This window comes from Streptomyces sp. NPDC090022, assembly GCF_044748145.1.
Classification (GTDB): Bacteria; Actinomycetota; Actinomycetes; order Streptomycetales; family Streptomycetaceae; genus Streptomyces.
Map to the genome: position 1 here is coordinate 258,691 of NZ_JBIVFN010000002.1, position 23,931 is coordinate 282,621.

General features: G+C 72.8%; 21 protein-coding genes. 17 read left to right on the plus strand and 4 right to left on the minus strand.

Annotated features, from left to right (window positions below):
• Positions 1-209 precede the first annotated feature (209 nt).
• From pdhA to ACIPXB_RS05705, 5 genes are all read left to right on the plus strand, one after another.
• Positions 210-1,406: a pyruvate dehydrogenase (acetyl-transferring) E1 component subunit alpha gene (pdhA, locus tag ACIPXB_RS05685; RefSeq protein ID WP_401444952.1), complete on the plus strand. Its 1,197-nt coding sequence runs from the start codon at positions 210-212 to the stop codon at positions 1,404-1,406.
• A complete protein-coding gene (locus ACIPXB_RS05690) occupies positions 1,406-2,386 on the plus strand; it encodes an alpha-ketoacid dehydrogenase subunit beta (protein ID WP_401444954.1) in 981 nt (326 codons plus the stop codon). Before pdhA ends, ACIPXB_RS05690 begins: the two co-directional genes overlap by 1 nt.
• Positions 2,387-2,417: 31 nt before the next feature.
• Positions 2,418-3,911 (plus strand): dihydrolipoamide acetyltransferase family protein, encoded by a 1,494-nt coding sequence (locus tag ACIPXB_RS05695; RefSeq protein WP_401445823.1) that lies wholly within the window; start codon positions 2,418-2,420, stop codon positions 3,909-3,911.
• Between the two features lie 118 nt (positions 3,912-4,029).
• Positions 4,030-4,983, plus strand: a complete 954-nt coding sequence (locus ACIPXB_RS05700) for a GNAT family N-acetyltransferase (protein ID WP_401444956.1) — start codon at positions 4,030-4,032, stop codon at positions 4,981-4,983.
• A gap of 92 nt (positions 4,984-5,075) precedes the next feature.
• Entirely contained in the window at positions 5,076-5,849 is a 774-nt protein-coding gene (locus ACIPXB_RS05705; protein WP_401444958.1) for a hypothetical protein, read from the plus strand.
• A 117-nt stretch (positions 5,850-5,966) separates the two neighbouring features.
• On the opposite strand, the gene ACIPXB_RS05710 is transcribed toward ACIPXB_RS05705, so the two are convergent.
• Positions 5,967-6,419, minus strand: coding sequence for an ATP-binding protein (locus tag ACIPXB_RS05710; protein WP_401444960.1), 453 nt, complete (start codon positions 6,417-6,419; stop codon positions 5,967-5,969).
• 162 nt (positions 6,420-6,581) lie between these two features.
• Between ACIPXB_RS05710 and ACIPXB_RS05715 the strand changes: the two genes are divergently transcribed.
• The 4 genes from ACIPXB_RS05715 (at position 6,582) to ACIPXB_RS05730 (ending at position 10,957) form a co-directional block, all read left to right on the plus strand.
• Positions 6,582-7,484, plus strand: a complete 903-nt coding sequence (locus ACIPXB_RS05715) for a DUF5753 domain-containing protein (RefSeq protein ID WP_401444962.1) — start codon at positions 6,582-6,584, stop codon at positions 7,482-7,484.
• A 199-nt stretch (positions 7,485-7,683) separates the two neighbouring features.
• The gene (locus tag ACIPXB_RS05720) at positions 7,684-8,565 is read left to right on the plus strand and encodes a hypothetical protein (protein ID WP_401444964.1); all 882 of its coding nucleotides are present in this window, start codon (positions 7,684-7,686) and stop codon (positions 8,563-8,565) included.
• Positions 8,566-8,724: 159 nt separating this feature from the next.
• On the plus strand, positions 8,725-10,629 hold the full coding sequence (locus ACIPXB_RS05725; protein ID WP_401444966.1) for a C1 family peptidase: 1,905 nt from the start codon (positions 8,725-8,727) through the stop codon (positions 10,627-10,629).
• A 19-nt stretch (positions 10,630-10,648) separates the two neighbouring features.
• Positions 10,649-10,957 (plus strand): hypothetical protein, encoded by a 309-nt coding sequence (locus ACIPXB_RS05730; protein WP_401444968.1) that lies wholly within the window; start codon positions 10,649-10,651, stop codon positions 10,955-10,957.
• A 22-nt stretch (positions 10,958-10,979) separates the two neighbouring features.
• Here the strand turns inward: ACIPXB_RS05730 and ACIPXB_RS05735 are convergent, their stop codons facing one another.
• Positions 10,980-12,170 (minus strand): DUF418 domain-containing protein, encoded by a 1,191-nt coding sequence (locus tag ACIPXB_RS05735; RefSeq protein WP_401444970.1) that lies wholly within the window; start codon positions 12,168-12,170, stop codon positions 10,980-10,982.
• A gap of 184 nt (positions 12,171-12,354) precedes the next feature.
• Here ACIPXB_RS05735 and ACIPXB_RS05740 point away from each other — a divergent pair, with 184 nt between their 5' ends.
• Together ACIPXB_RS05740 and ACIPXB_RS05745 are read left to right on the plus strand one after the other, a co-directional pair.
• The gene (locus ACIPXB_RS05740; RefSeq protein ID WP_401444973.1) at positions 12,355-12,996 is read left to right on the plus strand and encodes a GntR family transcriptional regulator; all 642 of its coding nucleotides are present in this window, start codon (positions 12,355-12,357) and stop codon (positions 12,994-12,996) included.
• On the plus strand, positions 12,993-14,351 hold the full coding sequence (locus ACIPXB_RS05745; RefSeq protein WP_401444975.1) for a nitrate/nitrite transporter: 1,359 nt from the start codon (positions 12,993-12,995) through the stop codon (positions 14,349-14,351). The genes ACIPXB_RS05740 and ACIPXB_RS05745 overlap by 4 nt, the downstream gene beginning before the upstream one ends.
• A 124-nt stretch (positions 14,352-14,475) precedes the next feature.
• Here the strand turns inward: ACIPXB_RS05745 and ACIPXB_RS05750 are convergent, their stop codons facing one another.
• A complete protein-coding gene (locus ACIPXB_RS05750) occupies positions 14,476-15,300 on the minus strand; it encodes a maleylpyruvate isomerase family mycothiol-dependent enzyme (RefSeq protein ID WP_401444977.1) in 825 nt (274 codons plus the stop codon).
• A gap of 139 nt (positions 15,301-15,439) precedes the next feature.
• Here ACIPXB_RS05750 and ACIPXB_RS05755 point away from each other — a divergent pair, with 139 nt between their 5' ends.
• The 4 genes from ACIPXB_RS05755 (at position 15,440) to ACIPXB_RS05770 (ending at position 19,669) form a co-directional block, all read left to right on the plus strand.
• The gene (locus tag ACIPXB_RS05755) at positions 15,440-16,228 is read left to right on the plus strand and encodes a carbon-nitrogen family hydrolase (RefSeq protein WP_401444979.1); all 789 of its coding nucleotides are present in this window, start codon (positions 15,440-15,442) and stop codon (positions 16,226-16,228) included.
• Positions 16,229-16,301: 73 nt separating this feature from the next.
• The gene (locus ACIPXB_RS05760) at positions 16,302-17,123 is read left to right on the plus strand and encodes a hypothetical protein (RefSeq protein WP_401444981.1); all 822 of its coding nucleotides are present in this window, start codon (positions 16,302-16,304) and stop codon (positions 17,121-17,123) included.
• 66 nt (positions 17,124-17,189) lie between these two features.
• On the plus strand, positions 17,190-18,026 hold the full coding sequence (locus ACIPXB_RS05765) for a class II glutamine amidotransferase (RefSeq protein ID WP_401444983.1): 837 nt from the start codon (positions 17,190-17,192) through the stop codon (positions 18,024-18,026).
• Between the two features lie 77 nt (positions 18,027-18,103).
• The gene (locus ACIPXB_RS05770) at positions 18,104-19,669 is read left to right on the plus strand and encodes a recombinase family protein (protein ID WP_401444985.1); all 1,566 of its coding nucleotides are present in this window, start codon (positions 18,104-18,106) and stop codon (positions 19,667-19,669) included.
• Between the two features lie 313 nt (positions 19,670-19,982).
• Here the strand turns inward: ACIPXB_RS05770 and ACIPXB_RS05775 are convergent, their stop codons facing one another.
• On the minus strand, positions 19,983-20,762 hold the full coding sequence (locus ACIPXB_RS05775; protein ID WP_401444988.1) for a helix-turn-helix domain-containing protein: 780 nt from the start codon (positions 20,760-20,762) through the stop codon (positions 19,983-19,985).
• A gap of 650 nt (positions 20,763-21,412) precedes the next feature.
• Here ACIPXB_RS05775 and ACIPXB_RS05780 point away from each other — a divergent pair.
• Both ACIPXB_RS05780 and ACIPXB_RS05785 read left to right on the plus strand, forming a co-directional pair.
• The gene (locus ACIPXB_RS05780) at positions 21,413-21,958 is read left to right on the plus strand and encodes a class I SAM-dependent methyltransferase (RefSeq protein ID WP_401444990.1); all 546 of its coding nucleotides are present in this window, start codon (positions 21,413-21,415) and stop codon (positions 21,956-21,958) included.
• A gap of 90 nt (positions 21,959-22,048) precedes the next feature.
• Positions 22,049-23,884, plus strand: coding sequence for an NHL domain-containing thioredoxin family protein (locus ACIPXB_RS05785; protein WP_401444992.1), 1,836 nt, complete (start codon positions 22,049-22,051; stop codon positions 23,882-23,884).
• Positions 23,885-23,931 lie beyond the last annotated feature (47 nt).

Consider the following 23,931-nt stretch of genomic DNA (forward strand, 5'->3'; position numbering starts at 1 on the left):
ACTTGGAAATCCAAGCAAAATCCCAGGTCAAACGGGGTTTCGCAGTTATGCGGAGCACTGGGTAACGTGCATTGCGCAGGGCACTCGCCGGGGCGCATGTCACGCCTGAATCCCGAACGAGTCGCACCCACCCCGTGCGCCCGTAGGGATACGGGCGAGCCGCACTGGTCCCCGGAGAACCCGGGTGCCGGACCGACGGAGGAGCACACGTGACCGTGGAGAGCACTGCCGCGCGCAAGCCGCGACGCAGTAGCGGCACCAAGCGCGCGGCCGGGGCGAGCGCCCGCAAGGCCGCCGCCACCGCGCAGAGTGCCGAGCCCCAGCTCGTACAGCTGCTGACCCCCGAGGGGGACCGGGTCGAGACGGCGGAGAACGCCGAGTTCCGGTCGTACGTCGAGGACATCACCGCCGAGGACCTGCGCGGGCTGTACCGCGACATGGTCATGACCCGCCGCTTCGACGGCGAGGCGACGGCGCTCCAGCGCCAGGGCGAGCTGGGCCTGTGGGCCTCGCTGCTGGGCCAGGAGGCGGCGCAGATCGGCTCCGGCCGGGCGCTGCGCGACGACGACTACGTCTTCCCGACCTACCGCGAGCACGGCGTCGCCTGGTGCCGCGGGGTCGACCCGACCAATCTGCTGGGCATGTTCCGCGGTGTGAACCACGGTGGCTGGGACCCCACCAGCAACAACTTCCACCTGTACACGATCGTCATCGGTTCGCAGACGCTGCACGCGACCGGCTACGCCATGGGTGTGGCCAAGGACGGCGCCGACTCGGCGGTCATCGCGTACTTCGGCGACGGCGCCTCCAGCCAGGGCGACGTGATGGAGGCCTTCAACTTCTCCGCCGTCTACAACTCGCCCGTGGTGTTCTTCTGCCAGAACAACCAGTGGGCGATCTCCGAGCCCACCGAGCGCCAGATGCGCGTGCCGCTCTACCAGCGCGCCCAGGGCTTCGGCTTCCCCGGCGTCCGCGTCGACGGCAACGACGTCCTGGCCTGCCTGGCCGTGACCCGCTGGGCCCTGGAGCGGGCCCGTCGCGGCGAGGGCCCGACCCTGGTCGAGGCCTTCACGTACCGCATGGGCGCGCACACCACCTCCGACGACCCGACGAAGTACCGGCGGGACGAGGAGCGCGCGGCCTGGGAGGACAAGGACCCGATCCTGCGCCTGAAGGCCCACCTGCTGGCCAGCGGCGACGCCGACGAGGCCTTCTTCGAGCAGCTGGAGGCCGAGAGCGAGGCGCTGGGCAAGAGCGTGCGCGAGGTCGTGCGCGCCATGCCCGACCCGGACACCATGGCGATCTTCGAGAACGTGTACGCGGACGGGCACGCGCTCGTCGACGAGGAGCGCGCGCAGTTCGCGGCCTACCTCGCGTCCTTCGAGTCCGAGGCGGAGGGTCACTGATGGCCATCGAGAAGATGTCGATCGCGAAGGCGCTCAACGAGTCGCTGCGCAAGGCCCTGGACACCGACCCCAAGGTCCTGATCATGGGCGAGGACGTCGGCAAGCTGGGCGGTGTCTTCCGGATCACCGACGGCCTGCAGAAGGACTTCGGCGAGGAGCGGGTCATCGACACCCCGCTGGCCGAGTCCGGCATCGTCGGTACGGCGATCGGCCTGGCCCTGCGCGGGTACCGGCCGGTCGTGGAGATCCAGTTCGACGGGTTCGTCTTCCCCGCCTACGACCAGATCGTCACGCAGCTCGCGAAGATGCACGCCCGGGCGCTGGGCAAGATCAAGCTGCCCGTCGTGGTGCGTATCCCGTACGCGGGCGGCATCGGCGCGGTCGAGCACCACAGCGAGTCCCCGGAGGCGCTGTTCGCCCACGTGGCGGGCCTGAAGGTGGTCTCCCCGTCGAACGCCTCGGACGCGTACTGGATGCTCCAGCAGGCGATCCAGAGCGACGACCCGGTGATCTTCTTCGAGCCGAAGCGGCGCTACTGGGACAAGGGCGAGGTGGACGTCGAGGCGATCCCGGACGCCCTGCACACCTCGCGGGTGGCCCGTGAGGGCACCGACCTCACCCTGGCGGCGTACGGCCCGATGGTGAAGGTCTGCCTGGAGGCGGCCGCGGCCGCCGCCGAGGAGGGCAAGTCGGTCGAGGTCGTGGACCTGCGCTCGATGTCCCCGATCGACTTCGACGGCCTGCAGCGGTCGGTCGAGAAGACCCGCCGGCTGGTCGTCGTGCACGAGGCCCCGGTGTTCCTGGGCGTCGGCTCGGAGATCGCCGCCCGCATCACGGAGCGGTGCTTCTACCACCTGGAGGCGCCGGTGCTGCGCGTGGGCGGCTTCCACGCCCCGTACCCGCCGGCCCGCCTGGAGGACGAGTACCTGCCCGGCCTGGACCGGGTGCTCGACGCCGTCGACCGCTCGCTGGCGTTCTGAGGAGAGCCCCGTGACCATCCGCGAATTCAAGATGCCCGATGTGGGCGAGGGCCTCACCGAGGCCGAGATCCTCAAGTGGTACGTCCAGCCGGGCGACACCGTCGAGGACGGCCAGGTCGTGTGCGAGGTCGAGACGGCCAAGGCGGCCGTGGAGCTGCCGATCCCGTTCGACGGCGTGGTGCACGAGCTGCGCTTCGCCGAGGGCACGACGGTCGACGTCGGCCAGGTGATCATCTCGGTGGAGACCGGCGGCGCGTCCGCCGGTGACGCCGCGGCGCCCGCTGTTGCCGCGGCGCCCGCCGCCGCCCCGGCCCCGGCCGCCGCTCCCGTGGCCGCTCCGGTGGCCGACGAGCCCGCCGCGGCCCGCCAGCCGGTCCTCGTCGGCTACGGCGTCTCGCAGGGCTCGACCAAGCGCCGCCCGCGCAAGGCCGCCCCGGCGGCTGCCGGCGCGGTGGCCGCCGCCCCGGCGGTCGTCCCGGGCGTTCCCGCCGTCGTTCCGGCCGTTCCGGCGGGCCGCAACGGTACGGCCGCGCCCGGCGTGCTGAACGGCAACGGGCACGCGCCCGCGTCCGACGGCGGGCGTCCGCTCGCCAAGCCGCCCGTGCGCAAGCTGGCCAAGGACCTCGGGATCGACCTCGCCTCGGTGGTGCCCACCGGCGACGGCGGTGTCGTGACCCGTGAGGACGTGCACGCCGCGGCCGCCGCGGCGGCCGGCGCCGCCGTTCCCGCCCCGGTGGCGGCGCCCGCCGCGCAGCCCCAGGCCCCCGCGCCCGCCGCGGTCCCGGCCGCGGCCGCGGCCGGGGTGCCCGCCGCCGAGGCCGGTGCCCGCGAGACCCGGATCCCCGTCAAGGGCGTCCGCAAGGTCACCGCGCAGGCGATGGTCGGCTCGGCCTTCACCGCGCCGCACGTCACCGAGTTCATCACGTTCGACGTGACGCGCACGATGAAGCTGGTCCAGGAGCTCAAGGAGGACCCGGACCTCGCCGGTCTGCGGATCAACCCGCTGCTGCTGATCGCCAAGGCGGTCCTGGTGGCCGTCCGCCGCAACCCGGACGTCAACGCGTCCTGGGACGAGGCGGCCCAGGAGATCGTGCTCAAGCACTACGTCAACCTGGGCATCGCGGCCGCGACCCCGCGCGGGCTGATCGTGCCGAACATCAAGGACGCGCACGCCAAGACGCTCCCCGAGCTGTCGACGGCCCTGTCCGAGCTGGTCGCCACGGCCCGCGAGGGCAAGACCTCCCCGGCGGACATGCAGAACGGCACGATCACCATCACCAACGTCGGCGTCTTCGGCGTCGACACCGGTACGCCGATCCTGAACCCCGGCGAGTCCGCGATCCTCGCGGTCGGCGCGATCAAGCTCCAGCCGTGGGTCCACAAGGGCAAGGTCAAGCCGCGCCACGTCACCACGCTGGCGCTGTCCTTCGACCACCGCCTGATCGACGGCGAACTGGGCTCGAAGTTCCTGGCGGACATCGCCGCCGTCCTGGAACAGCCCCGCCGCCTGATCACCTGGGCGTAAGCACCTCCCGGCAGCTCCCCGAAGGCCCCCGCGCGGCTCCCCCGCACGGGGGCCTTCGGCGTACCCGGGGAACGGAAATTCCCTGGTCACGGGGGGCGGGGGCCGTGATGATCAGCGCATGCGTTTTCGTGCCGCCACCGCGGACCCCCATGACCTCGACCTTGCCGCCGGCTACGCGGGCGACGGCCCCGTGCCGGCGCTGACCGCCGACACGCTCCGCGAGGAGCTCGCCGCGCACCGCTTCCGCCCCGAATGGATCTGGTTCGCGGAGGACGAGGAGACCGGCGAGGTACTGGCCCGGGCCCTGTGGTGGGGGCGCGCCGACAGCGAGCGGCCGGTCGCGCTCGACTGTCTCCAGGTACGTCCCACCGTGTCCGACCCGGCCGCGCTCGCCGCCGGTCTGCTGGCCGCCGGCCACGCGGCCTTCGGCAACCGCCCGCTGTACAACGTCTCCCTCCCCGCCGGCTGGCGCGAGGACCCGGAGACGGCCGCCGCCGTCCGCTGGCGCCGGGACGCGGCCGCCCGCGTCGGCCTCAGCCGTGAGATCGAGCGGCTGCGCTACGAGTGGACGCCGGCGGCGGGGACCGAGGGGACGGCGGAGCCCGGCGGGCGGCTGGTCTTCCGCGAGGGCACCGACGAGGAGTTCCTCGACGCCTTCGAGCGGCTCTCCGCGGGCAGTCTCGACCAGGCCACGCAGGCGGAACTGCGGACCATGGACGCGGCGCAACTGGCCCGCGAGGACCTCGCGTTCTACCGCGACGACTGCCCCGGCGAGCGCTCCTGGTGGCGGCTCGCGCACCTGCCCGACGGCACCCTCGCGGGCCTGGCGATCCCCTCCCGGACGCCGTACCACCGCAACGTCGGCTACCTCGGCGTCGTACCCGAGCAGCGCGGCCGGGGCCTGATCGACGAGATCCTCGCGCACATCACGCGCTTCCACGCGGCCGAGGGCGCCGACCGCATCACCGCGACCACCGACACGGTCAACCTCCCCATGGCCGCCGCCTTCGACCGCGCCGGGTACGCGGTCACCGCGCACCGCCTGATCATGGAGGAGCCGGGGACCCGCTGAGCCCCGTCCGGGCCCCGGCCGGGCCCCGTCCGGCGGGGAGCTGCCGGGGTCCCGGTGACGCGGTAGCGTGCCCGCCGTGGAAGGGGGGCGCGGTGTCCATCGCCGAGTTGCAGGTCTACTCCGTCGAGGAGGCGGACGTGTCCGGAGGGGTCTGCGTCGTGCGCTGCGTGGGCGGCGTCGCGCGGGCCGGACAGGTGTACGCGGCCGGTGAGCTGAGGGTGGGACTGCGCCGGATCGAGCGGTACGGGCGGACGGTCGCCTCCTTCCGCGCCGGGCACACGGCCACGGTGCACCTCAGCGGCTCGGTGGTCGCGCTGCTCAGCCGGGGCCAGGTGCTGACCTCCGTACCCGCGGACGGGCACGCGCTGGAGGAGCTGGAGGCCTGGCTGGCGGGGGACCCCCCGCTCGCCGACGAACCGCGGCCGGTGCCGTTGCGGGTGCTGGCCGGCGGCCGGATGCAGGACGGCCTGCTGCCCGACCCGGTCCGGCTGCGCTGGGGCCGCGTCGCGTACGCCGCCTGCCTGCGCAGGGCCGCCTGGACGGGCGAGGACCCGCTGGCCGCGGCCGCCGACGAGGCCCACGTGCGCGGCTACCTGATCGACCGGTTCGGCCCGGACCCCGGCGATCCGCTCCGGGATCCGGCGGCTCTGTGCCGCCGGATGCTGCCGTTGCTGGAGCCGGGCCCGCAGGAGGCGGCGCGGGAGGCGCGCGGCTGGCGGGAGCTGCCCAAGGCCCGGATCCGGCACCTGAGGCGGATCAAGAACCTGGTGCCGTGGCTGGTGCTGGTGCGGCCCCACCTGGCGGCGGACGATCCGCTGGGCGCGGCCGTGGACGCGTGGGCGGCGGTCCGGCCGCTGCTGCCGTGACGGCCCCGCCGCTGCTGCCGTGACGGTTCGCCCACGGTCGCTGTGACGGTTCGCCCGCTGCTGCCGTGACGGTTCGCCCACGGTTGCCGTGGCGGTCTGCCCGCACCGTTCCCGAGGTCAGGGGGTGATCTCGGGCGGATCTCCCGCCCCGGCGTCCGTGATCATGATGGACTTGGCGTCATGACGGTCGTCCAGCGCGAGTTCGGCCCACACCGTCTTGCCCACGCAGCGGTGCTCCGCCCCCCACTGCTTGGCGACGGCGCTCACGATCCGCAGGCCGCGCCCGTAGCTCTCGTCCTCGGCCGGGTCCAGGATCTCCGGCCAGCGCTCGCCCCGCGGATCGATCACGGCGATCCGGAACCTGCCGTCCCGGGCGCTGATCTCGACCCGGAGCAGCCGGTCGCGCAGCGAGCCGTGCAGCAGGGCGTTGGTCGTCAGTTCGCTGGTCAGCAGGGCGACGTCGGCGGCGAGTCCGGGATGCCCCCACGCCACGGCCAGCCAGGCGGCGCGGCGCCGGGCGGCCGGGACGGAGTCCTGGCGGGGTGGGTAGGTCCGTACGTCGCGTCGCATCGTGGGCAACCTCCGGGCCGTCAACGGGCGCTGGGGAGTGAGCGGTTCGTCGCCGCCGACCGTAGGAGTCCACGTGATCTTGAGGCAAGCCGGATGGGGAAGATATTCCCCAGACGAGGGACGGCGTGTACTTCCGCTTGCGCCGGGCGCCAGACTGAGCCGATGAACCGCGGTACACGTGAGGGTCAAGGCAACCGGGCCTCAACGGTGTTGGGCCGCCGCCTCGGCGGCAGGCTGCTCCAGTTGCGCGACGCGGCGGGCAGGACGCAGGCGCAGGCGTCCCAGGTGCTGAGCGCCACGTCGACGAAGGTCGTGAAGATGGAGCGCGGCTGGGTCCCCATGCGCGACCCGGACATCGTGGCGCTGTGCACGTTCTACGGTCTGCACGACCGGGCCGCCGTGGCGCCGCTGCTGGAGCTGGCCGCGCTCGACCGCGAACGCCGCAAGGCCAAGGGGTGGTGGCAGCAGGCGCCGGCCGCGGGCGCGTCGGCGGAGTACATCGCGCTGGAGGACGTCGCCACCCGCGTACGGATCTGGCAGCTCGCGCGCGTCCCCGGCCTGCTCCAGACCGCGGCGTACGCGCGCGCCCTGACCCGCGGCGACGGGGCGGGCCAGGGCGCCGAGCCCGAGCCGGACGACGTCGAGCGGCGGGTCGCCGTACGGCTCAAACGGCAGGAGCGGCTGCGCGCGCAGGACCCCCTCCAGCTCCACGCGGTGCTGTGGGAGGGCGCGCTGCGCCAGGAGATCGGCGGCCGCGAGGTGATGGCCGCGCAGCTCGACCACCTCGCGCGGACGGCGCGGCTGCCGAACGTGCACCTGCGGATCCTGCCCTTCCGCGCGGGCGGACACCCGTGCGCCGGCGGCCCGTTCAGCATCATCTCCTTCGCCCGGCCGGCCGCGCTGGACGTCGTCCACGCCGGGACGGCCGCCGCCACGGCGTGGGTGGAACACGAGGACGACCGCGCCCGCTGCGCCCGCCTCTTCGAGCGCGCCGCCCGCCTGAGCGCGACGCCGGCCGAGTCGCTGGACCTGATCGAGGGCCTCGCGAAGGACCTGGTGCCGTGACCGGAGCGGTCCGGTGACAGTCTGTCGGATCAGCCGCCGGGGGTGACGGGATCCGCCCAGGTCAGGGCCGGGCGTGACCGCCGGGCGACGGCGTGTCGGGGACATGATCGGGCGGCCCCGGGTTGCGCGGGGTGGGGCGGTGTCCGTGAGTGGTGGACGGCACGTCCCCTGCCACACCGCTACCGGAACGGAGAGACCGTTGCGCCGCCTGACCCGCTACACCGTCCCCGCCGCCCTCACCCTGACCCTCCTGGCCGCGTCCCCCGGCCTGGCGGGCGCCGCCGACGCGCCGGCCCGTCCGGCCGCCGCCCCCGCCGCAGCCCCCGCGGCCCTGGCCGGGCCGGGCGGCGGGAAGGCCATCCCCGGGGTCGAGGACCTGCTGAAGCAGGTGCAGAACCTGGGCGCACTGGGCGCGGTCCTGGCGCCCGTCACGGATCTGCTGACCGCCGTGCTGAACTCGCCCGACGGCAAGATCCCCGAGGCCGACCTGACCCGGCTGCTCGACGCGGCCAAGGCGGCCGTCGACAAGGTGAAGGCGGCCGTCCCGGCCCCGGTCCCGCCCGTGCCGGGGGTGCCGCCGGTCGACCTGCCGGTGGATCCGCCGGCCCTCCCGGTCACCCCGCCCGCGCTGCCCGTCACGCCGCCGGCCCTCCCGGTCCAGGCACCGGCGGCGGACGCGCCGAAGCCGGACGCGGCGGCCCAGCCGGTCGCCGACGTGGCGAAGCCCGCCACGGATGCGGCCCAGCCGGTCGCCGACGCCGCCAAGCCCGTCGCCGACGGGGCCGTGGCCAAGCCCGCGGCCGGGGCCCCCAAGCCGCCCGCCGCCCACGGCGCCCCGGCCACCCGCCCGGCCCCCGTGCCGCACAAGCCCGCCGCCGGGCCCGTCGAGGACGCGGTCGCCGCCCTGCTGAAGGCCCTGGACGGCCTGGCCAAGGCCGCCGGGCCCTGCGGCTGCACCGCCGACGCCAAGGCCCAGGCCACCGGCGTACTGACCGGCCTGGTCAACCTCGTCCTCGCGCTCCTGACCGGCCTGGGCCTGCCGCTGCCCCCGCTCCCGGCCCTCCCGCTGCCCGTCCACTGACACGGCCGGACGTCCGGCCGCCGCCGGGGCGGCCGGATCCCCGCCCCGGCGCTCCCCCCGTGCCCTCGCGCGACCGTGCGGACCCCCTTGACGGCCCCCGCGGGGCGCGGCACGCTCCCGGACCTCGAGAAGACATACGGGGGCATCTGGGGGGATGGCATGCCGGAAGAGTCTGATCAGCCTGTCCAGTCGGCGGGGGAGCTGCGGGCGTTGCTGGCGGCGCGGGGCGCCCGGTGGTCGGTGAGCGAGCACCTCGCCGACACCGACCCCGTGCCCCGCGCCGCGCTCGGCCTGGAACCCGGCGCGAACCTGACGACCGCGCACGAGGCCGGCACCGTGGACCTGCGGGCCCTCGCCGGGCGCGCGAGCGGCAACCCGCACCTGACCCGGCGGCGGGCCGCCCACGGGCTGCTCACCGCGGGGCGGGCGCCGCGCGCCGCCGGGACCGCCCGGCCCGCCGCCGTCGACTGGCGCAGCCGGTGGGGCCGGCCGTGGATCACCAAGGTCAAGGACCAGAACCCGTGCGGGTCCTGCTGGGCGTTCGGCGCCGCCGGACTCGTCGAGTCGATGGCGCGGATCGAGCACGGCGTGTGGTCGGAGCGTTCCGAGGGCGACGTCCACGACGGGCTGCGGTTCAGCTGCGGCCAGGGCAGCAACCCGGAGACCGCGCTGGACTGGGTGCGCGACAACGGAGGGCTCGCCGACCCGGACTGCCACCCCTACACGACCCCGCCGCCCGGCCTGCCCGCCGACCGCCGTGACGCCTGGCGGGCGGAGTACGTCCCCAGCTGGGACCGCTCCGGGCGCACCGTGCGGATCCGGGACTACGTGCGGCTGGGCGACGTCGAGCAGCAGAAGGTGTGGCTGGACACGGTCGGACCGCTCACCGCCTGCTTCGACGTCTACGACGACTTCTTCGCCCTCGGCGCCGGCGTCTACCACCGCACCGGCGACCGGCTCGCGGGCGGCCACTGCGTCCTGATCACCGGCTACGACGACGCCGCCGGCTGCTGGCTGTTCAAGAACTCCTGGGGGCCCGGCTACCACGTCGGCGGTTTCGGCCGGATCGGGTACGGCGAGGCCCGCATCGACCACTGGGCCAAGTGCGGCCTGCGCGGCACCGACGTCGACCCCTGGAGCAAGCGCCGCCTGCACGCCGGGAACGTCTACGAGAGCGGCAACGGCCGCGCGCACCGCAACTTCGAGCTGCTCGCCGCCACCGCCTCCGGCCGGCTCGAACACTGGTGGCGGGAGGGCGACGCGCCCTTCGCCTGGAGCCGCGCCGCCGCCTTCGCGGCCGACGCCTCCGGCCACCCCGCCTTCACGGGCAGCACCTACAACCGCAACATGGAGTCCCTGCACGTCACCCCGGCCGGCCGGATGCGCCACTGGTACTACGAGCAGTCCGCCGGCACCTGGCGCGACGGCGGGCTCTTCGGCCCGGGCGACGCGGCCGTCGGCGCCACCCCCGCGCTCATCCAGAGCGACTACGGCAAGCCCGGCAACTTCGAGGTGGTGGTCCGGACCGCCGACGGCCGCCTGAACCACTGGTGGCGGATCAACGGCTCCCCCTGGACCTGGAACGACGGCGGCCGCTTCGCCTGCGGCATCGCCCACTACGGCCCCGCCCTCGTCCAGACCCGCGCCCGCCACCTCGACGTCGTCGCCACGCGCACCGACGGCCGGATGCAGCTGTGGTGGCGCGACGACCCGAACGGGTTCGTCTGGCGCGAGGGCGAGATCTTCGGGGCCGGCATCACCTCCGCGCCCTGCCTGATCGAGGCCCAGTACGGGGCCGCGGACGAGGACACCGCCGGGAACTACGAGCTGTGCGCGGTCGGGGCGGGCGGCCGCGTCGAGCACTGGTGGCGCGGCAACGCGCGCGGGGCGGCCTGGCGGCGCGGCGCGGTCTTCGGGCACGACGCCCTGGCCGTCACCGGGATGCTCCAGGGCAGTTTCGGGTTCAATCTGGAGGTCGTCGTCCTGCGCACCGACCGGCAGCTGCAGCACTACTGGCGGGACGGCGCCGGCTGGCACGAGGGACCGGTGTTCGGCCCCTCCTGATCCCCGACGGGGGCAGCGCGTGGAAGTACGGGCGATCGCCCTGCGCGCCGGTGAGCCGTACACGCTGCGGCTCGCCGGGCGCGGTGCGCGGGGCTACGTGTGGACCTGGCAGGTCGGCGGCGACGCGGACGCGGTCGCGGTCGAGGCCGGCGCGGGCGCCCCGGCGGCGCCGGACGCGCTGCCCGGGGCGGACGTCGAGCTGACGTACGTCGTCCGCGGCCGCCGTCCCGGCGGGCGGGCCCGGATCCGCTTCGCGCAGGTCCGCCCGCCCTACCCGCAGGAGGCGCCGTACGACGAGTTCCTGCTCGACGTGGAGGTCACGCCCTGAAGCCCCCGAGGCCGCCCGGCCCTCATGTACGGCTGAGCGCCCACCGCTGGACGGATTCCAGCGGGCCGTGCGCGAAGCCGCGCAGCCAGAGCCGGGAGCCGGCCACCAGGGTCAGGGAGACCGCCGCCCACAGGCCCATCACCCACCAGGGCCCCTGGCCCGCCATCCGCTCGGCCAGGCCCAGCCCGAGGCCGTAGCAGGCGAGCACGCACAGCACGTTCTGCAGGACGTACGCGGACAGCGCGGTGCGGCCCACCGAGGACAGGCCGGTCACCAGCGGCGCGGGCACGGGCAGGCGGTCCAGCGCGAAACCGATCAGACCGATGTAGCCGAGGGCGACGACCGGCGCGGCCGCGTACCGGCCCAGCAGGAAGAAGTCCCCGCCGGCGAGCGAGCAGGCGGCGTTCAGCGGCAGGCCCAGCCCCAGGCCCCACACCATGAGGCGCCGCCGGATCACGGGCCCCGCGCCGCCCGCCGTGAAGGCGCCGGCGCGGTGCAGGCGTACGCCGAGCAGGAAGAGGAAGAGCAGCAGCCCGAAGGAGAAGACCGGCTCGATGCGCAGCGCGACGGCGTTCTCGAGGCGGAAGAGGATCTGGTCGGCCCAGCTGCCCCGGGCGTAGAGGTCGGCGGCGACCGGGGAGTCGTCGGCACCGGAGCCGCCGGATGCGCCGGAGCCGCCGGAGCCGCCGGATGCGGCGAGCACCGCCGTCAGCAGCGTGATCAGCGTCAGGTGCACGCCCAGCGCCGTCCACATCACCACGCGCCGCGCCCGCTCGGAGCGGGCGAGCAGCCAGGCCACGAGCAGTGCGGTGACGGCGTACCCCATCAGCACGTCCCAGGCGAAGACCAGCACGAAGTGCACGGTGCCCTCGAGGAAGAGGAAGGCCGCCCGGCGCGGGTAGCGGCCGGGCCAGGGCTCGCCGCGCCGGGCGGCGGAGTCGTACTGGATGGCCAGCCCCACCCCGAACAGCAGGGTCAGCAGGGCGAGGAACTTGCCGTCCGCGAGGAAGCGGAAGAGGAACTCGGCGACGTGGGCGGCGGACGGGTCCGCCAGCGGGTCCGCCACCGCGAAGTCGCCCTGGAGGACGGCCCATTCCGAGCCCGGTGCCGCGAAGATCCAGACGTTGGTCATGAGGGTGCCGAGGACGGCCGCCCCGCGCAGGACGTCGAGGAGCGGGAGCCGGCCGGAGGGTGCGGTGCCGTGGTGAGCCATGTTCTTCAGCGTCGCGGCGGGCGGGGGCCGATGCGTCCTGCCGGTGGACGAACGCCGCGTACACCCTTCGATGCAGTTGCCGGCGCGGGAGGGAGGAGGCGCCCGCGTCCGCTGCCCCCGCCCCGTGATCTCGGATGGCGAGACACCGCCCGGCTTGCACCCCTGTTGTATCTATGCTGTGCCCATGCCAGCGACCCCACCCGCCGCCGACCGCGTCTACCAGCACATCAAGCAGGGCGTCCTCGACCGCCGTTACGAGGGCGGCACGCTGCTGACCGAGGGCGAGGTCGCCGAGGCCGTCGGCGTCTCCCGGACCCCCGTGCGCGAGGCGCTGCTGCGCCTGGAGACGGAGGGGCTGATCCGGCTCTACCCCAAGAAGGGCGCGCTGGTCCTGCCCGTCTCGGCGCAGGAGATCGCGGACGTCGTCGAGACCCGGCTGCTGGTCGAGGACTTCACCGTGCGCCGGGCCGTCCCGGCGCCGCCCGCGCTGATCGGGCGGCTGGAGGAGAGCCTGCGGGCGCAGGAGCGCTACGCGGACCGCGGCGACCTGGCGGCCTTCGCCGCCGAGGACCGCTGCTTCCACGCCGAGATCGTCCGGCACGCCGGCAACCAGATCCTCTCCCGCCTGTACGACCAGCTGCGCGACCGGCAGCTGCGGATGGGCGTCGCGGTCATGCACGCCCACCCGGACCGGCTCGCGCAGAACCTCGTCGAGCACCGCGAGATCCTGGCGGCGCTGCGGGCCGGCGACGGCGACGGGGCGGCCGCCCGGGTCCGGGCGCACCTGGGCCGGGTCCAGAGCCTGGTCCGCGGGGACGCCCGGTGAGCGGCGACCCCGCCGGCCCTCCCGCCCCCACTGCCCCTGCCGACTCCGCGGCCCCCGAACCGCCCGGCGGGCGCGTGGCGATCGCCGTCTGGGGCATCGGCGTCGCCGTGTACTTCGTCGCCGTCATCTTCCGCACCAGCCTGGGCGTGGCCGGCCTCGACGCGGCCGACCGCTTCCACGTCAACGCGGCCGCCCTGAGCACGTTCTCGCTGCTGCAACTGCTCGTCTACGCCGGCATGCAGGTCCCGGTGGGCCTGATGGTCGACCGGCTCGGCACGAAGAAGGTCCTGACCCTCGGCGCGGTCCTCTTCACGGCCGGCCAGATCGGCTTCGCGCTGTCCCCCTCGTACGGCATGGCACTGGCCGCGCGGGCGCTGCTGGGCTGCGGCGACGCGATGACGTTCATCTCGGTGCTGCGGCTGGGCACCCGCTGGTTCCCGATCCGGCGCCAGCCCCTGATGGCGCAGCTGGCCGGGCTCGCGGGCATGGCGGGCAACCTGGTCTCCACGCTGGTCCTCGCGCCGGTCCTGCACGAGGTCGGCTGGGTCGCGGCGTTCGCGGGCAGCGCGGTGGCGGGCCTGGTCGTCCTGGTCCCGCTGACGCTGTTCCTGCGCGACCACCCCGAGGGGCAGGCGCCGCCGCCCGCGGCGCGCGGGGGCCTCGCCTTCGTCCGTACGCAGATCGCGCGGTCCTGGCGGGAGCCGGGGACCCGGCTCGGGCTGTGGGTGCACTTCACGACGCAGTTCCCCGCGATGGTCTTCCTGCTGCTGTGGGGCATGCCGTTCCTGGTCGAGGACCAGGGGCTGGCGCGGAGCACGGCCGGCGGGCTGCTGACGCTGGTGGTCGCCGCGAACATGGGCTTCGGGCTGCTCTACGGCCAGATCGTGGGCCGGTACGCCGCCGCGCGGATCCCGCTCGCGCTGGGCACGGTGGGCGCGACCGCCCTGCTGTGGGCGGCGGTCCTGGCCCACCCGGGCGCCCGCGCCCCGATGTGGCTGCTCGTCACCCTGTGCGTGGTCCTGGGCACCTGCGGGCCCGCCTCGATGATCGGCTTCGACTTCGCGCGCCCCGCGAACCCGCCGTCCCGGCAGGGCACCGCCTCCGGGATCACCAACATGGGCGGCTTCCTCGCCTCGATGACGACGCTGCTGGCGGTGGGCGTCCTGCTCGACGCCACCGGCGACGACTACCGGATCGCGTTCTCGTCGGTCTTCGTCCTCGAAGTCCTCGGCGTCACCCAGATCCTGCGGCTGCGCGGCCGCGCGCTGCGCCGCGAACGCGAACGCGAACGGGCCGGCGCGGCCGTCCGCGGGACGGGACGGACCCCCGTCCCTTCCCGTGCCGCGCGGACGTGACCGTACCGGCGCCGCGCCGCGCCGGTACCGCGGTACGCACGAGCCTACGAACGGCCCGCCGCCCCCGGCTGTGCCGGGCGTGCAGAAACCCTCGGCATCCCGCGCACCACGCGCCCGCCCCGGTTCACGGGGTGACCGAGAACGCACCCAGGATGGCGTCCGCGAGCTCCGGGTCGCCCTCGGTCTTGACACGGTCGGCGACCGCGTGCGGGCGGACCCGGCCGGCCGCCAGGCGGACGTACGTCTCCCAGTCCATCACCAGGGTCACCGCCGGGCCCAGGGACGGAGTCGAGTCGAGGGTGCCACGGCCCTCGGCGTCCACCCGGACCGTCCGCATGAACTCCAGCGGGCCGTGGACGTCGAGCACGATCGCCGAGTTCGCCGGCGCCCCCGCCTTCTTGGCGACCACCTTCGGCAGCCCCGCCAGCAGGATGTCGCGGGCCACGTGCGCGCCGGGTGAGTCCAGGTTGCCCGGCGCGCCCAGCGCGGTGCGCAGGTCCTGCTCGTGGATCCAGACGTCGAACGCGCGCAGCCGCAGCGCCTGTTCCAGCGTGACCTGGTCCCCCAGCGGGCCCCGTACGGTGGTCGACGGGTCGCGCTTCTCGTTGCGCAGCTGCCGCGCCCGGCGGATGACGGTGTACTCCAGCTCGGAGGTCATCTCGGGGGCGGTGTGGTGCCGGCGGACGTCGACCTGCACCTCCATGTACCGGGTGAACTCGTCCACCACGTGCCGCAGATCGCGGGGCAGGGTGTGGATCGGGCGCGGGTCCCCCAGCATTTCGCACTCGATGCCGATGATGTGGGACACCACGTCACGGACCGACCAGCCGGGGCACGGCGTCGCCCGGTTCCACTCGCCCTCCGTCAGCGGCAGGACCAGTTCGGATATCGCCTCGATGGAGTGGGTCCACGCATCGGCATAGGGCTGAAGGCTGGGATGGACGGTCAACGGGACCCCTCGCGTGCAGTTCAGTGGCGCGTTGTGGACTTGATTTCCAAAGCTACGCTGCCGATGAGCACCCCGGCAGTGCTTTCGTGTGACGATCGTAGGCCCGAGTTGACGGCTTGAACGCCAGGACGGTGGTACCGTGCGCGCCTCCCTCATCCAAATCGCTGTCCACGACGGCGAATCGGTGGTTTCCCGCCGTTCGCGCGTCGCGGAGCTCGTCCGCGAGCAGCGCGGCAGCGACCTCGTCGTGCTGCCCGAGCTGTGGCCGGTGGGCGCGTTCGCGTACGAGCTGTTCGAGACCGAGGCCGAGCCGCTGGACGGCCCCACGCGCGAGGTGATGGCCAAGGCGGCGCGCGACGCGGGCGTCTGGCTGCACGCCGGCTCGATCGTGGAGCGCGCGGGCGACGGCTCGCTCTACAACACCGCCCTGGTGCTCTCCCCCGAGGGCGAGCTCGCGGCCACCTACCGCAAGGTCCACCGGTTCGGCTTCGACCAGGGCGAGGCGGTGATGATGGCCGCGGGCGACTCCCTGACGACGGTCGAGCTGCCCGAGCAGACGCTCGGCCTGGCCACCTGCTACGACCTGCGCTTCCCGGAGCTCTTCCGCGGTCTGGTCGACGTCGGCGCCACCACCCTGGTGATCGCGGCGGGCTGGCCCGCCCGCCGCCGCGAGCACTGGACCCTGCTCAGCCGGGCGCGCGCCGTCGAGGACCAGGCGTACGTCCTGGCCTGCTGCACGGCGGGCACCCACGCGGGCGTGGAGCAGGCCGGCCACAGCCTGGTGGTGGACCCCTGGGGCGAGGTCCTGGCCGAGGCGGGCGTGGGCGAGGAGGTCCTGACGGTGGAACTCGACCCGGCGAAGGTGGCCGAGACGCGCGAGCAGTTCCCGGCCCTGAAGGACCGCATGCTGGGCCTCCGCCACGGCTGACCGCCCGCTCGCCCCTTTTCGTCCCGTACGAGGTGTTTCAGGCGCCGATCGCTGCCCGCGATAGGTTGCGGGCATGCGTCTGCTCTACGTGACCGACCTGGCGTACCCGGCCCGCGGCCGCCGGTACTGCGACGAGGACATATTCCTCACCTCGCGGCTGCGCGAGGACTTCGACCTGGCCCTGTGCCACCCCCTGGACACGGTCGCGCTGATGGACGCCTTCGACGCCGTCGTCGTCCGCAACAGCGGCCCCGTGCTCCACCACCAGCGGGCCCATGACGCCTTCCGCGCCGCCGCCCTGGAGCGCGGCACCCCCGTGTACAACCCGCTCACGGGCCGGGCGGACATGGCGGGCAAGCAGTACCTGGTGGACCTCACCGCCGCCGGGCTGCCCGTCATACCGACCGTCGACGACCCCGCCGGCCTGCACCTCCTGCCGGCCAGTGCGACGTACGTCGTCAAGCCGAAGCAGGGCGCCGACTCCATCGGCCTCACCTTCACCGACCGCCCCACGGGGCCCGCCGGCGAGATCCTGATCCAGCCGCGCGTCGACTTCGCGTACGAGGTCTCCTTCTACTTCGTCGACCGGGACTTCCAGTACGCGCTGTACGCCCCGGACCCGGCCCGCCGCTGGGAGCTCACCCCCTACACCCCGACCCCGGCCGACCTCGCCTTCGCCCGGACCTTCATCGACTGGAACACCCTCCCGTACGGCATCCAGCGCGTGGACGCGTGCCGGGCGCCCTCGGGGGAACTGCTCCTGGTCGAGCTGGAGGACCTCAACCCGTACCTCTCCCTGGACCTGCTCCCGGAAGCCCTGCGGGAGGACTTCGTGGCGGCCTTCAAGCGCTCCCTGAGCGCCTTCCCGTCCCACGTGGCGGGCGGGGCGCCGTAGGGTCACACTGGGAGGGCCGTGCCCGTGCGTCGCGGCCGAGCGACGCGCCCCTCGAGGTGATCGCCCATGTGCCGATGGCTCGCTTACTCGGGAACCCCGCTGCTGCTCGAGACGATCCTCTACAGACCGGCCCACTCGCTGATCGACCAGAGTCTGCACTCCAAGCTGGGTGTGGAGACGACGAACGGTGACGGATTCGGCATCGGCTGGTATCCGGAGCACCCCTCGGACACGCCGGCGATCCTCAAGGAGATCGGCCCCGCCTGGAACAACCGCAACCTGCGGGAGATCGCCGACCACGTGCGCTCCCCGCTGTTCTTCGCCCACATCCGGGCGTCGACCGGTTCGGCGGTGCAGCAGACGAACTGTCACCCCTTCCGGTACGGCCGCTGGCTGTTCATGCACAACGGCGCCATCGCCGGCTTCCACCTCTTCCGGCGCGAGCTGGTCCTGCTCATCGACCCCGAGCTCTACCCGCACGTCGAGGGGACGACGGACTCGGAGGTGATGTTCCACCTCGCGCTCACCTTCGGCCTGGAGGACGACCCGCCGGCGGCGGTGGCGAGGATGGCGGGCGTGGTGGAGGCCGCGGGCCGGGCGCACGGGGTGGAGTTCCCGCTCCAGATGACGCTCGCGATCAGCGACGGCGTACGCCTGTGGGGCTTCCGCTACTCCAGCCAGGGCACGTCGCGGTCCCTGTTCTACAGCAGCCGCGTCGACACCCTGCGCAACCTCCACCCCGACGTGGCCTTCCTCCAGGAGGTCTCCGACGAGACCCGCCTGGTGGTCTCGGAACCCCTGGGCGACCTCCCGGGCGCCTGGAACGAGGTCCCGGAGAGCACGTACGGCATCGTCCAGCCGGGCCACGACGAACTCCTCCCCTTCGTCCCCCAGGCGGCGTGACGCTGCGCGGGCACATTGTGATCCCGGACTTCTGTATGTCCTGAACCAATGTGCGCACTCCTCGCTAGCGTAGAGACGTGCACCAACACACCACTGCTGACCTGTACTTGCGTCTGTCCCTGGACAGGGAGGGCAAGACCGCGATCGACCGCCAGGAAGCCGACTGCCGGGCTTGGGCGGAGCGCAACGGACTGACAGTCCGCAAGGTCCACATCGACCGTGGACGTTCCGGCTACAAGAACGTCAGCCGCAAGGGTTTCGACGCGGCGATCACAGCAGCCACGGCCGGCGTCGTGGGCGTCCTGATCGTCTGGAAGCTCGACCGTCTGTCCCGCAAGGGCATCGGAGAGGTCGGCAAGGCGCTGGACGACATAGGCCGGGTCGGCGGTCGGCTGGTCTCCGTCATGGACGGCCTCGACACGAAGAACGACAGCGCCCGGGTCACCATCGCGATGCTGGCGGAACTGGCGCGTAACGAGTCCCGCAACCTCGGGATGCGCGTCGGCAACGCGAAGCGGTACCTACGCCAGCGCGGCCAGTGGATCGGCGGACAGCCGCCTTACGGGCTGCTGGTCGACCCGGAGGCGAAGAAGCTCGTCCACGACCCCGAGACCGCCGTCTACGCCCGCCTGATCGCCGACGAAGCACTGTCCGGGAAGGCCCTCGTCCACATCGCCCGGCTGCTGAACGAGCACGGGGTGGAGTCCGCCCGTGGAGGCGAGTGGAACTCGTCCAGCATCATGCAACTCCTCCGCTCACCGGCCTTCGCCGGTCTCATGCCGCAGACCGAGTACGAGGAGCAGCCAGACGGGACACGCAAGTACATGAACCGGGTCTCCCCCTACCAGGACCCGGAGACCCTCGAAACCGTGAGCATCGGCGAGGGCATCATCACGCTCGGGGAGCGCGAACTCATCCTCCGCCAGCTCGAAGCGCGCACGTTCCCCCTGGCGGGGAAGCGGCACGGTCACAAGCAGGGGAAGTCTCTGCTCACCGGGATAGCGCGTTGTGGGCTCTGCGGGGCCCGGATGAGCAAGGCCGGCACGTCGTACCAGTGCTCCAGCCACCGGATGGGGCGAGGATGCTCCGGCGTATCGGCTCGGGTGGAGAGCATCGACGACTACGTGACCCGGGCGTTCCTGTCACGCCTGCCGTCCCTGGAGCCCCGGGACCCGCTGCTCGCCGTGATCGCCGATCGCTGGGTGCAGAGGGAGGACCCGGAGGTCTTCGCGAAGCGGGACGCGATCGAGGCGGAGATCGCGGAGGAGGGAGCCCGTCTGGCGGACCTGGAGGAGGCCAGGTACGTCCGTGGCGAGTTCACCGGCGCAGACGCGATCGACCGGTACAACCGGCTTGCCGGACGACTTCGTACCCGGATCGAGGGACTGCGCGCAGATCTACTGCGGATGCCGACTCCTTCCGTGGACCTCTCTCCTCTCCTGGATGCGGGTCTGCTTCGTGAAGCTTGGGAAGCCGATGATGCGGCCGGAAGACGTGGACGCCTTGGCCTCGCAATCGATCGAGTGGAAGTCCGGCGAGGCAGGGTGGGCGTGAGGTTCGACGGTGACGAGCGCTGCCGGATCGTCTGGGCGACGAGAGACGGTGCGGGGGAGGAGTCGGCGGGTGACGAAGTGACGGAATGACGGTCGAAGTCCATTACCTCTTTAAGAGATGTTCTGAGTCTCTATGGATGGAATAGAACTAAACGTCATTCCGTCACTTCGTCACTGGGGCGGCCCGAGCGTCGGTGCGAAGTTGCGCCGTGGTCGCCATCCCGACCCCGGCCCCAGCTCGGAAGGCGCACGCTGGGTGTGACTCCGTTTTTCGGGCCCACCGTGGCTCTGACCAGCGCATATCGATCGCCGAAGGCGCGAGAGCGGCACAGTTAACGCCCTGCAAATCCCGCCGAAGGCCCCACCCGTGGGGTCTTCGGCCCATCAGGTGCCCCGTCGGATGTCACTCCGGCGGCTGGCTGTACCTCTCCAGCGTCGCCTTGCTCGTGGACCGGTCCACCAGCCGCAGTTCCCAGGGGCCGGTATTCACGTCGAAGTCCTTGCCGAAGCCGACCCACTTCCCGGCCATACGCCGCCCGGTCGGCTCGACCAGGAGTTGGATGGCCCCGTGGTAGCGGGCCCCGTTGTAGTAGCCGTCTGCGGCAGTCTGCTCGACCCACGTACCCGTGACCACGTTGCGATCAACGGTCAGATCCAGCGTGAGCGGGCTGTCCGGGTTGCTGCTCGCCCCAGGCAGACTCTGAACGGTCAGCCGGTTCCCACGCTGGACGATCACTACGTAGTGCTTACCCTCGTACGAGTCGCCCCGGCTCGAAGAGAAGAACTCATAGCGGCTGAGCCACACTCCCGAAAACGTCTCCTCACCCGTCTGCGCGGTGGGCTGCGCGCCTACAGAGGCAGACGCGACACCGGTTGTGCCGGTCTCCATGTCATGCCCTCCCTTTCCGTCTGAGTGGACTCGTGCCATCGGCACCGGCAGGGCGAACCCCAGTGCCTCGACCGGACGCCCAGTGACCCGTTCTAAGGCCCTGGCGTACACGCCCCGAGGCGTCTTGCTCGTGCCGGACTCCCAGCGCTGCACCAGCCGCTTGGAAGCCTCGTTCGGCTCCCCCAGTTCCGCACCTGCCCGGCGGAGCGCCTTGGCAAAGTCGTCTTGGCTTAAGCGCAGGCCAATACGCACGGCCCGCAGCACATCATTCGGCACCACGGCGGTCGTCGTCATGACGTCAAAGCTAGACCGAACAGCCATGCAATGACACCGGTTTGACGCCCTGGAGGGCGTCATTGACACCCCACTGAGTGACGCCCAGGCGACGCCCGAAGCGTCGTCGTTCCGACCGACCGGCGGCGGGAACATCGCTTCACCAACCGGACCCGGCAAGCGGAAGGCCAACGATGACCATGATCGTGCGGGTGTCTCGCGACTCCGGCCAGACATTCGGCTCTGAGGTGATCTACCCCAGCAGCAGCGCCGAGAAGCCGTTGACCCCCATGGCCTCCGCCGCCTGGCCCCCCTGCAAGTGCCGCCGATGTTCCTCACAGACCAGGAAGGCACAGACGTGACGATCACCGACACGACGAAGACCGTGTACGACCTCATCACCCCGGAGCTGAGGGCCGACCTCATCACCATGGTCCGCGAGGACTCCTGGCCGGAGATGACCGACGACCAGGGCCAGCGCGGCGTCAACCAGGTGGCGGCCTTCCTCGCCGTCGCCGCGAACACCACGGAGAGGGCCACGCCCAGCCTTCGCGTGGACCTGGTGGGACACCTACTCGCAGAACAAGCCCCAGCGGCGGAAGACCAACGCCAAGGGCGAGACCACATGGTTCAACGGGACCCAGTACCCGGACCACGGCCCCAGGGCCGACGTGCTCAACCTCAACCCGGGAGACCGCGTGCTCGATCTCGGGTGCGGGTCGGGAGGGAACGCCGCTCATCTCGCAACGCTCGGCATGAAGTCCGTCGGGATCGACCTCTCCGCCAAGCAGCTCGACAAGGCACGCGAGCGGTGGCCGGGCGTGGACGGGATGGAACTCCACCAGGCCGACGCGCTCACCTATCTCGGAGACACGTTCACGATCTTCGATGCGGTTTACAGCGTGTTCGGCGCTGCCTGGTTCACCGACCCCGGTCTTCTGCTGCCGATGGTTCACGCGAACCTCAAGCCGGGTGGCGTCTTCGCCTTCTCCCAGCGTCCCCCGGTTGAAGGGTGCTATGGCTGCCAGGCGTCATACATCCCGCGCGGGCCCGAAGAAGACCCCGCTGTCGTCAAGCGGTGGGACTACGAACCCGATGTGTGGGCGCTGATTCTCAAGGAACACGGCTTCGTGGACGTGTCAGCGTCCGTGCTTGCCCCACCCGCCGGGAGTCGGCGCACAGGAACCCTGTTCGTCCGGGGCGTCGAAGGACGCTAGTCCGTGGTCGAGCGGATCCCGTAGCTGCGCAGGACAACGGCGTCGTACGGCCGTGATCTGGTGTTCATGGGCCAATGGCAAGCTTGAAACATGAACGATGCTGCCTCGGCGCCCACCCCTGCGCCCGCACCCGCACCCCGCAAGCGTGCCCGTGTCCGTGCCCCCGAGCTGATCGGCAAGGGCGGCTGGATCAACACCGGCGGGAAGGACCTGAAGCTCGCCGACTTCCGAGGTCGCACATTGATCTTGGATTTTTGGACCTTCTGCTGCATCAACTGCCTGCACGTCCTCGATGAGTTGCGGGAGCTGGAGGAGAAGCACCGCGACACCGTGGTGGTGATCGGCGTGCACTCGCCGAAGTTCGTGCACGAGGCCGAGCACGCCGCCGTCGTCGACGCCGTCGAGCGGTACGAGGTGCACCACCCCGTGCTCGACGATCCCGAGCTCGCGACCTGGAAGCAGTACGCCGTGCGGGCCTGGCCCACGCTCGTCGTGATCGACCCCGAGGGGTACGTCGTCGCGCAGCACGCCGGTGAGGGGCACGCGCACGCCATCGAGCGGCTCGTCGAGGAGCTGGAGGCCGAGCACGAGGCCAAGGGGACGCTGCGGCGCGGGGACGGGCCGTACGTGGCGCCGGAGCCGGTGGCGGGCGACCTGCGGTTCCCGGGCAAGGCGGTCGTCCTCGGCAACGGGAACGTCCTGGTGTCCGACTCGACCCGGCACCAGCTCGTCGAACTCGCCCCCGACGGCGAGAGCGTCGTGCGCCGGATCGGCAGCGGCACCCGCGGTTTCGGGCCGGACGCGTTCAGCGAGCCGCAGGGGCTGGCGCTGCTGCCCGACGGGAAGGTCGTGGTCGCGGACACCGTCAACCACGCGCTGCGGGTCCTGGACCCGGAGACCGGCGTCGTGGAGACCGTCGCCGGGACCGGGCGGCAGTGGTGGCAGGGCTCGCCGACGTCCGGGCCGGCCCTGGAGGTGGACCTGTCCTCGCCGTGGGACGTGGCGTGGTGGCACGGCAAGGTGTGGATCGCCATGGCCGGCGTGCACCAGCTGTGGACCTGGGACCCGGAGGCCGGGACGGTCCAGGCGGCGGCCGGGACGACCAACGAGGGGCTGCACGACGGGCCCGCCGCCGAGGCGTGGTTCGCGCAGCCGTCGGGGCTGGCGGCGGCCGGGGACCGGCTGTGGATCGCCGACTCCGAGACCTCCGCGCTGCGCTGGATCGACACCGACGGGGTCGTGCACACCGCGGTCGGTTCAGGCCTGTTCGACTTCGGTCACCGGGACGGGGACGCCGGGCAGGCGCTGCTCCAGCACCCGCTGGGCGTCACCGCCCTGCCGGACGGCTCGGTCGCGGTCTGCGACACGTACAACCACGCGCTGCGCCGCTACGATCCCGCCTCCGGCCAGGTGTCCACGCTGGCGACGGACCTGCGCGAGCCCAGCGCCGCCGTGCTGGCCGGGGACGACATCGTCGTCGTGGAGTCGGCACGGCACCGGCTGACCCGGCTGCGGCTGCCGGAGGAGGCGGTACGGGTGGAGTCGGTCGCCCACCGCACGCAGCGGGCGGCGACCGAGGTCGCGCCCGGCCGGCTGCGCCTGGACGTGGTCTTCCAGGCGCCCGCCGGGCAGAAGCTGGACACCCGGTACGGGCCCTCCACGCGGCTGCTGGTCTCCGCCACGCCGCCGGAGCTGCTGGCGGAGGGCGAGGGTGCGGGTACGGACCTGTCCCGGGACCTGGTCCTCGCGGACGGCGTGGCCGAAGGCGTGCTGCACGTGTCGGCGATGGCGGCGTCCTGCGACGACGACCCCGCCAACGAATATCCGGCGTGCCACGTCCACCAGCAGGACTGGGGCGTCCCGGTGCGCGTCACCGAGGGCGGCACGGCCCGCCTGCCGCTGGTCCTCGCCGGTATGGACGAGTAGGCGAGTAGGCGAGTAGCGGCGAAGGGCCCCGCTCCTCCCGTCGGGGG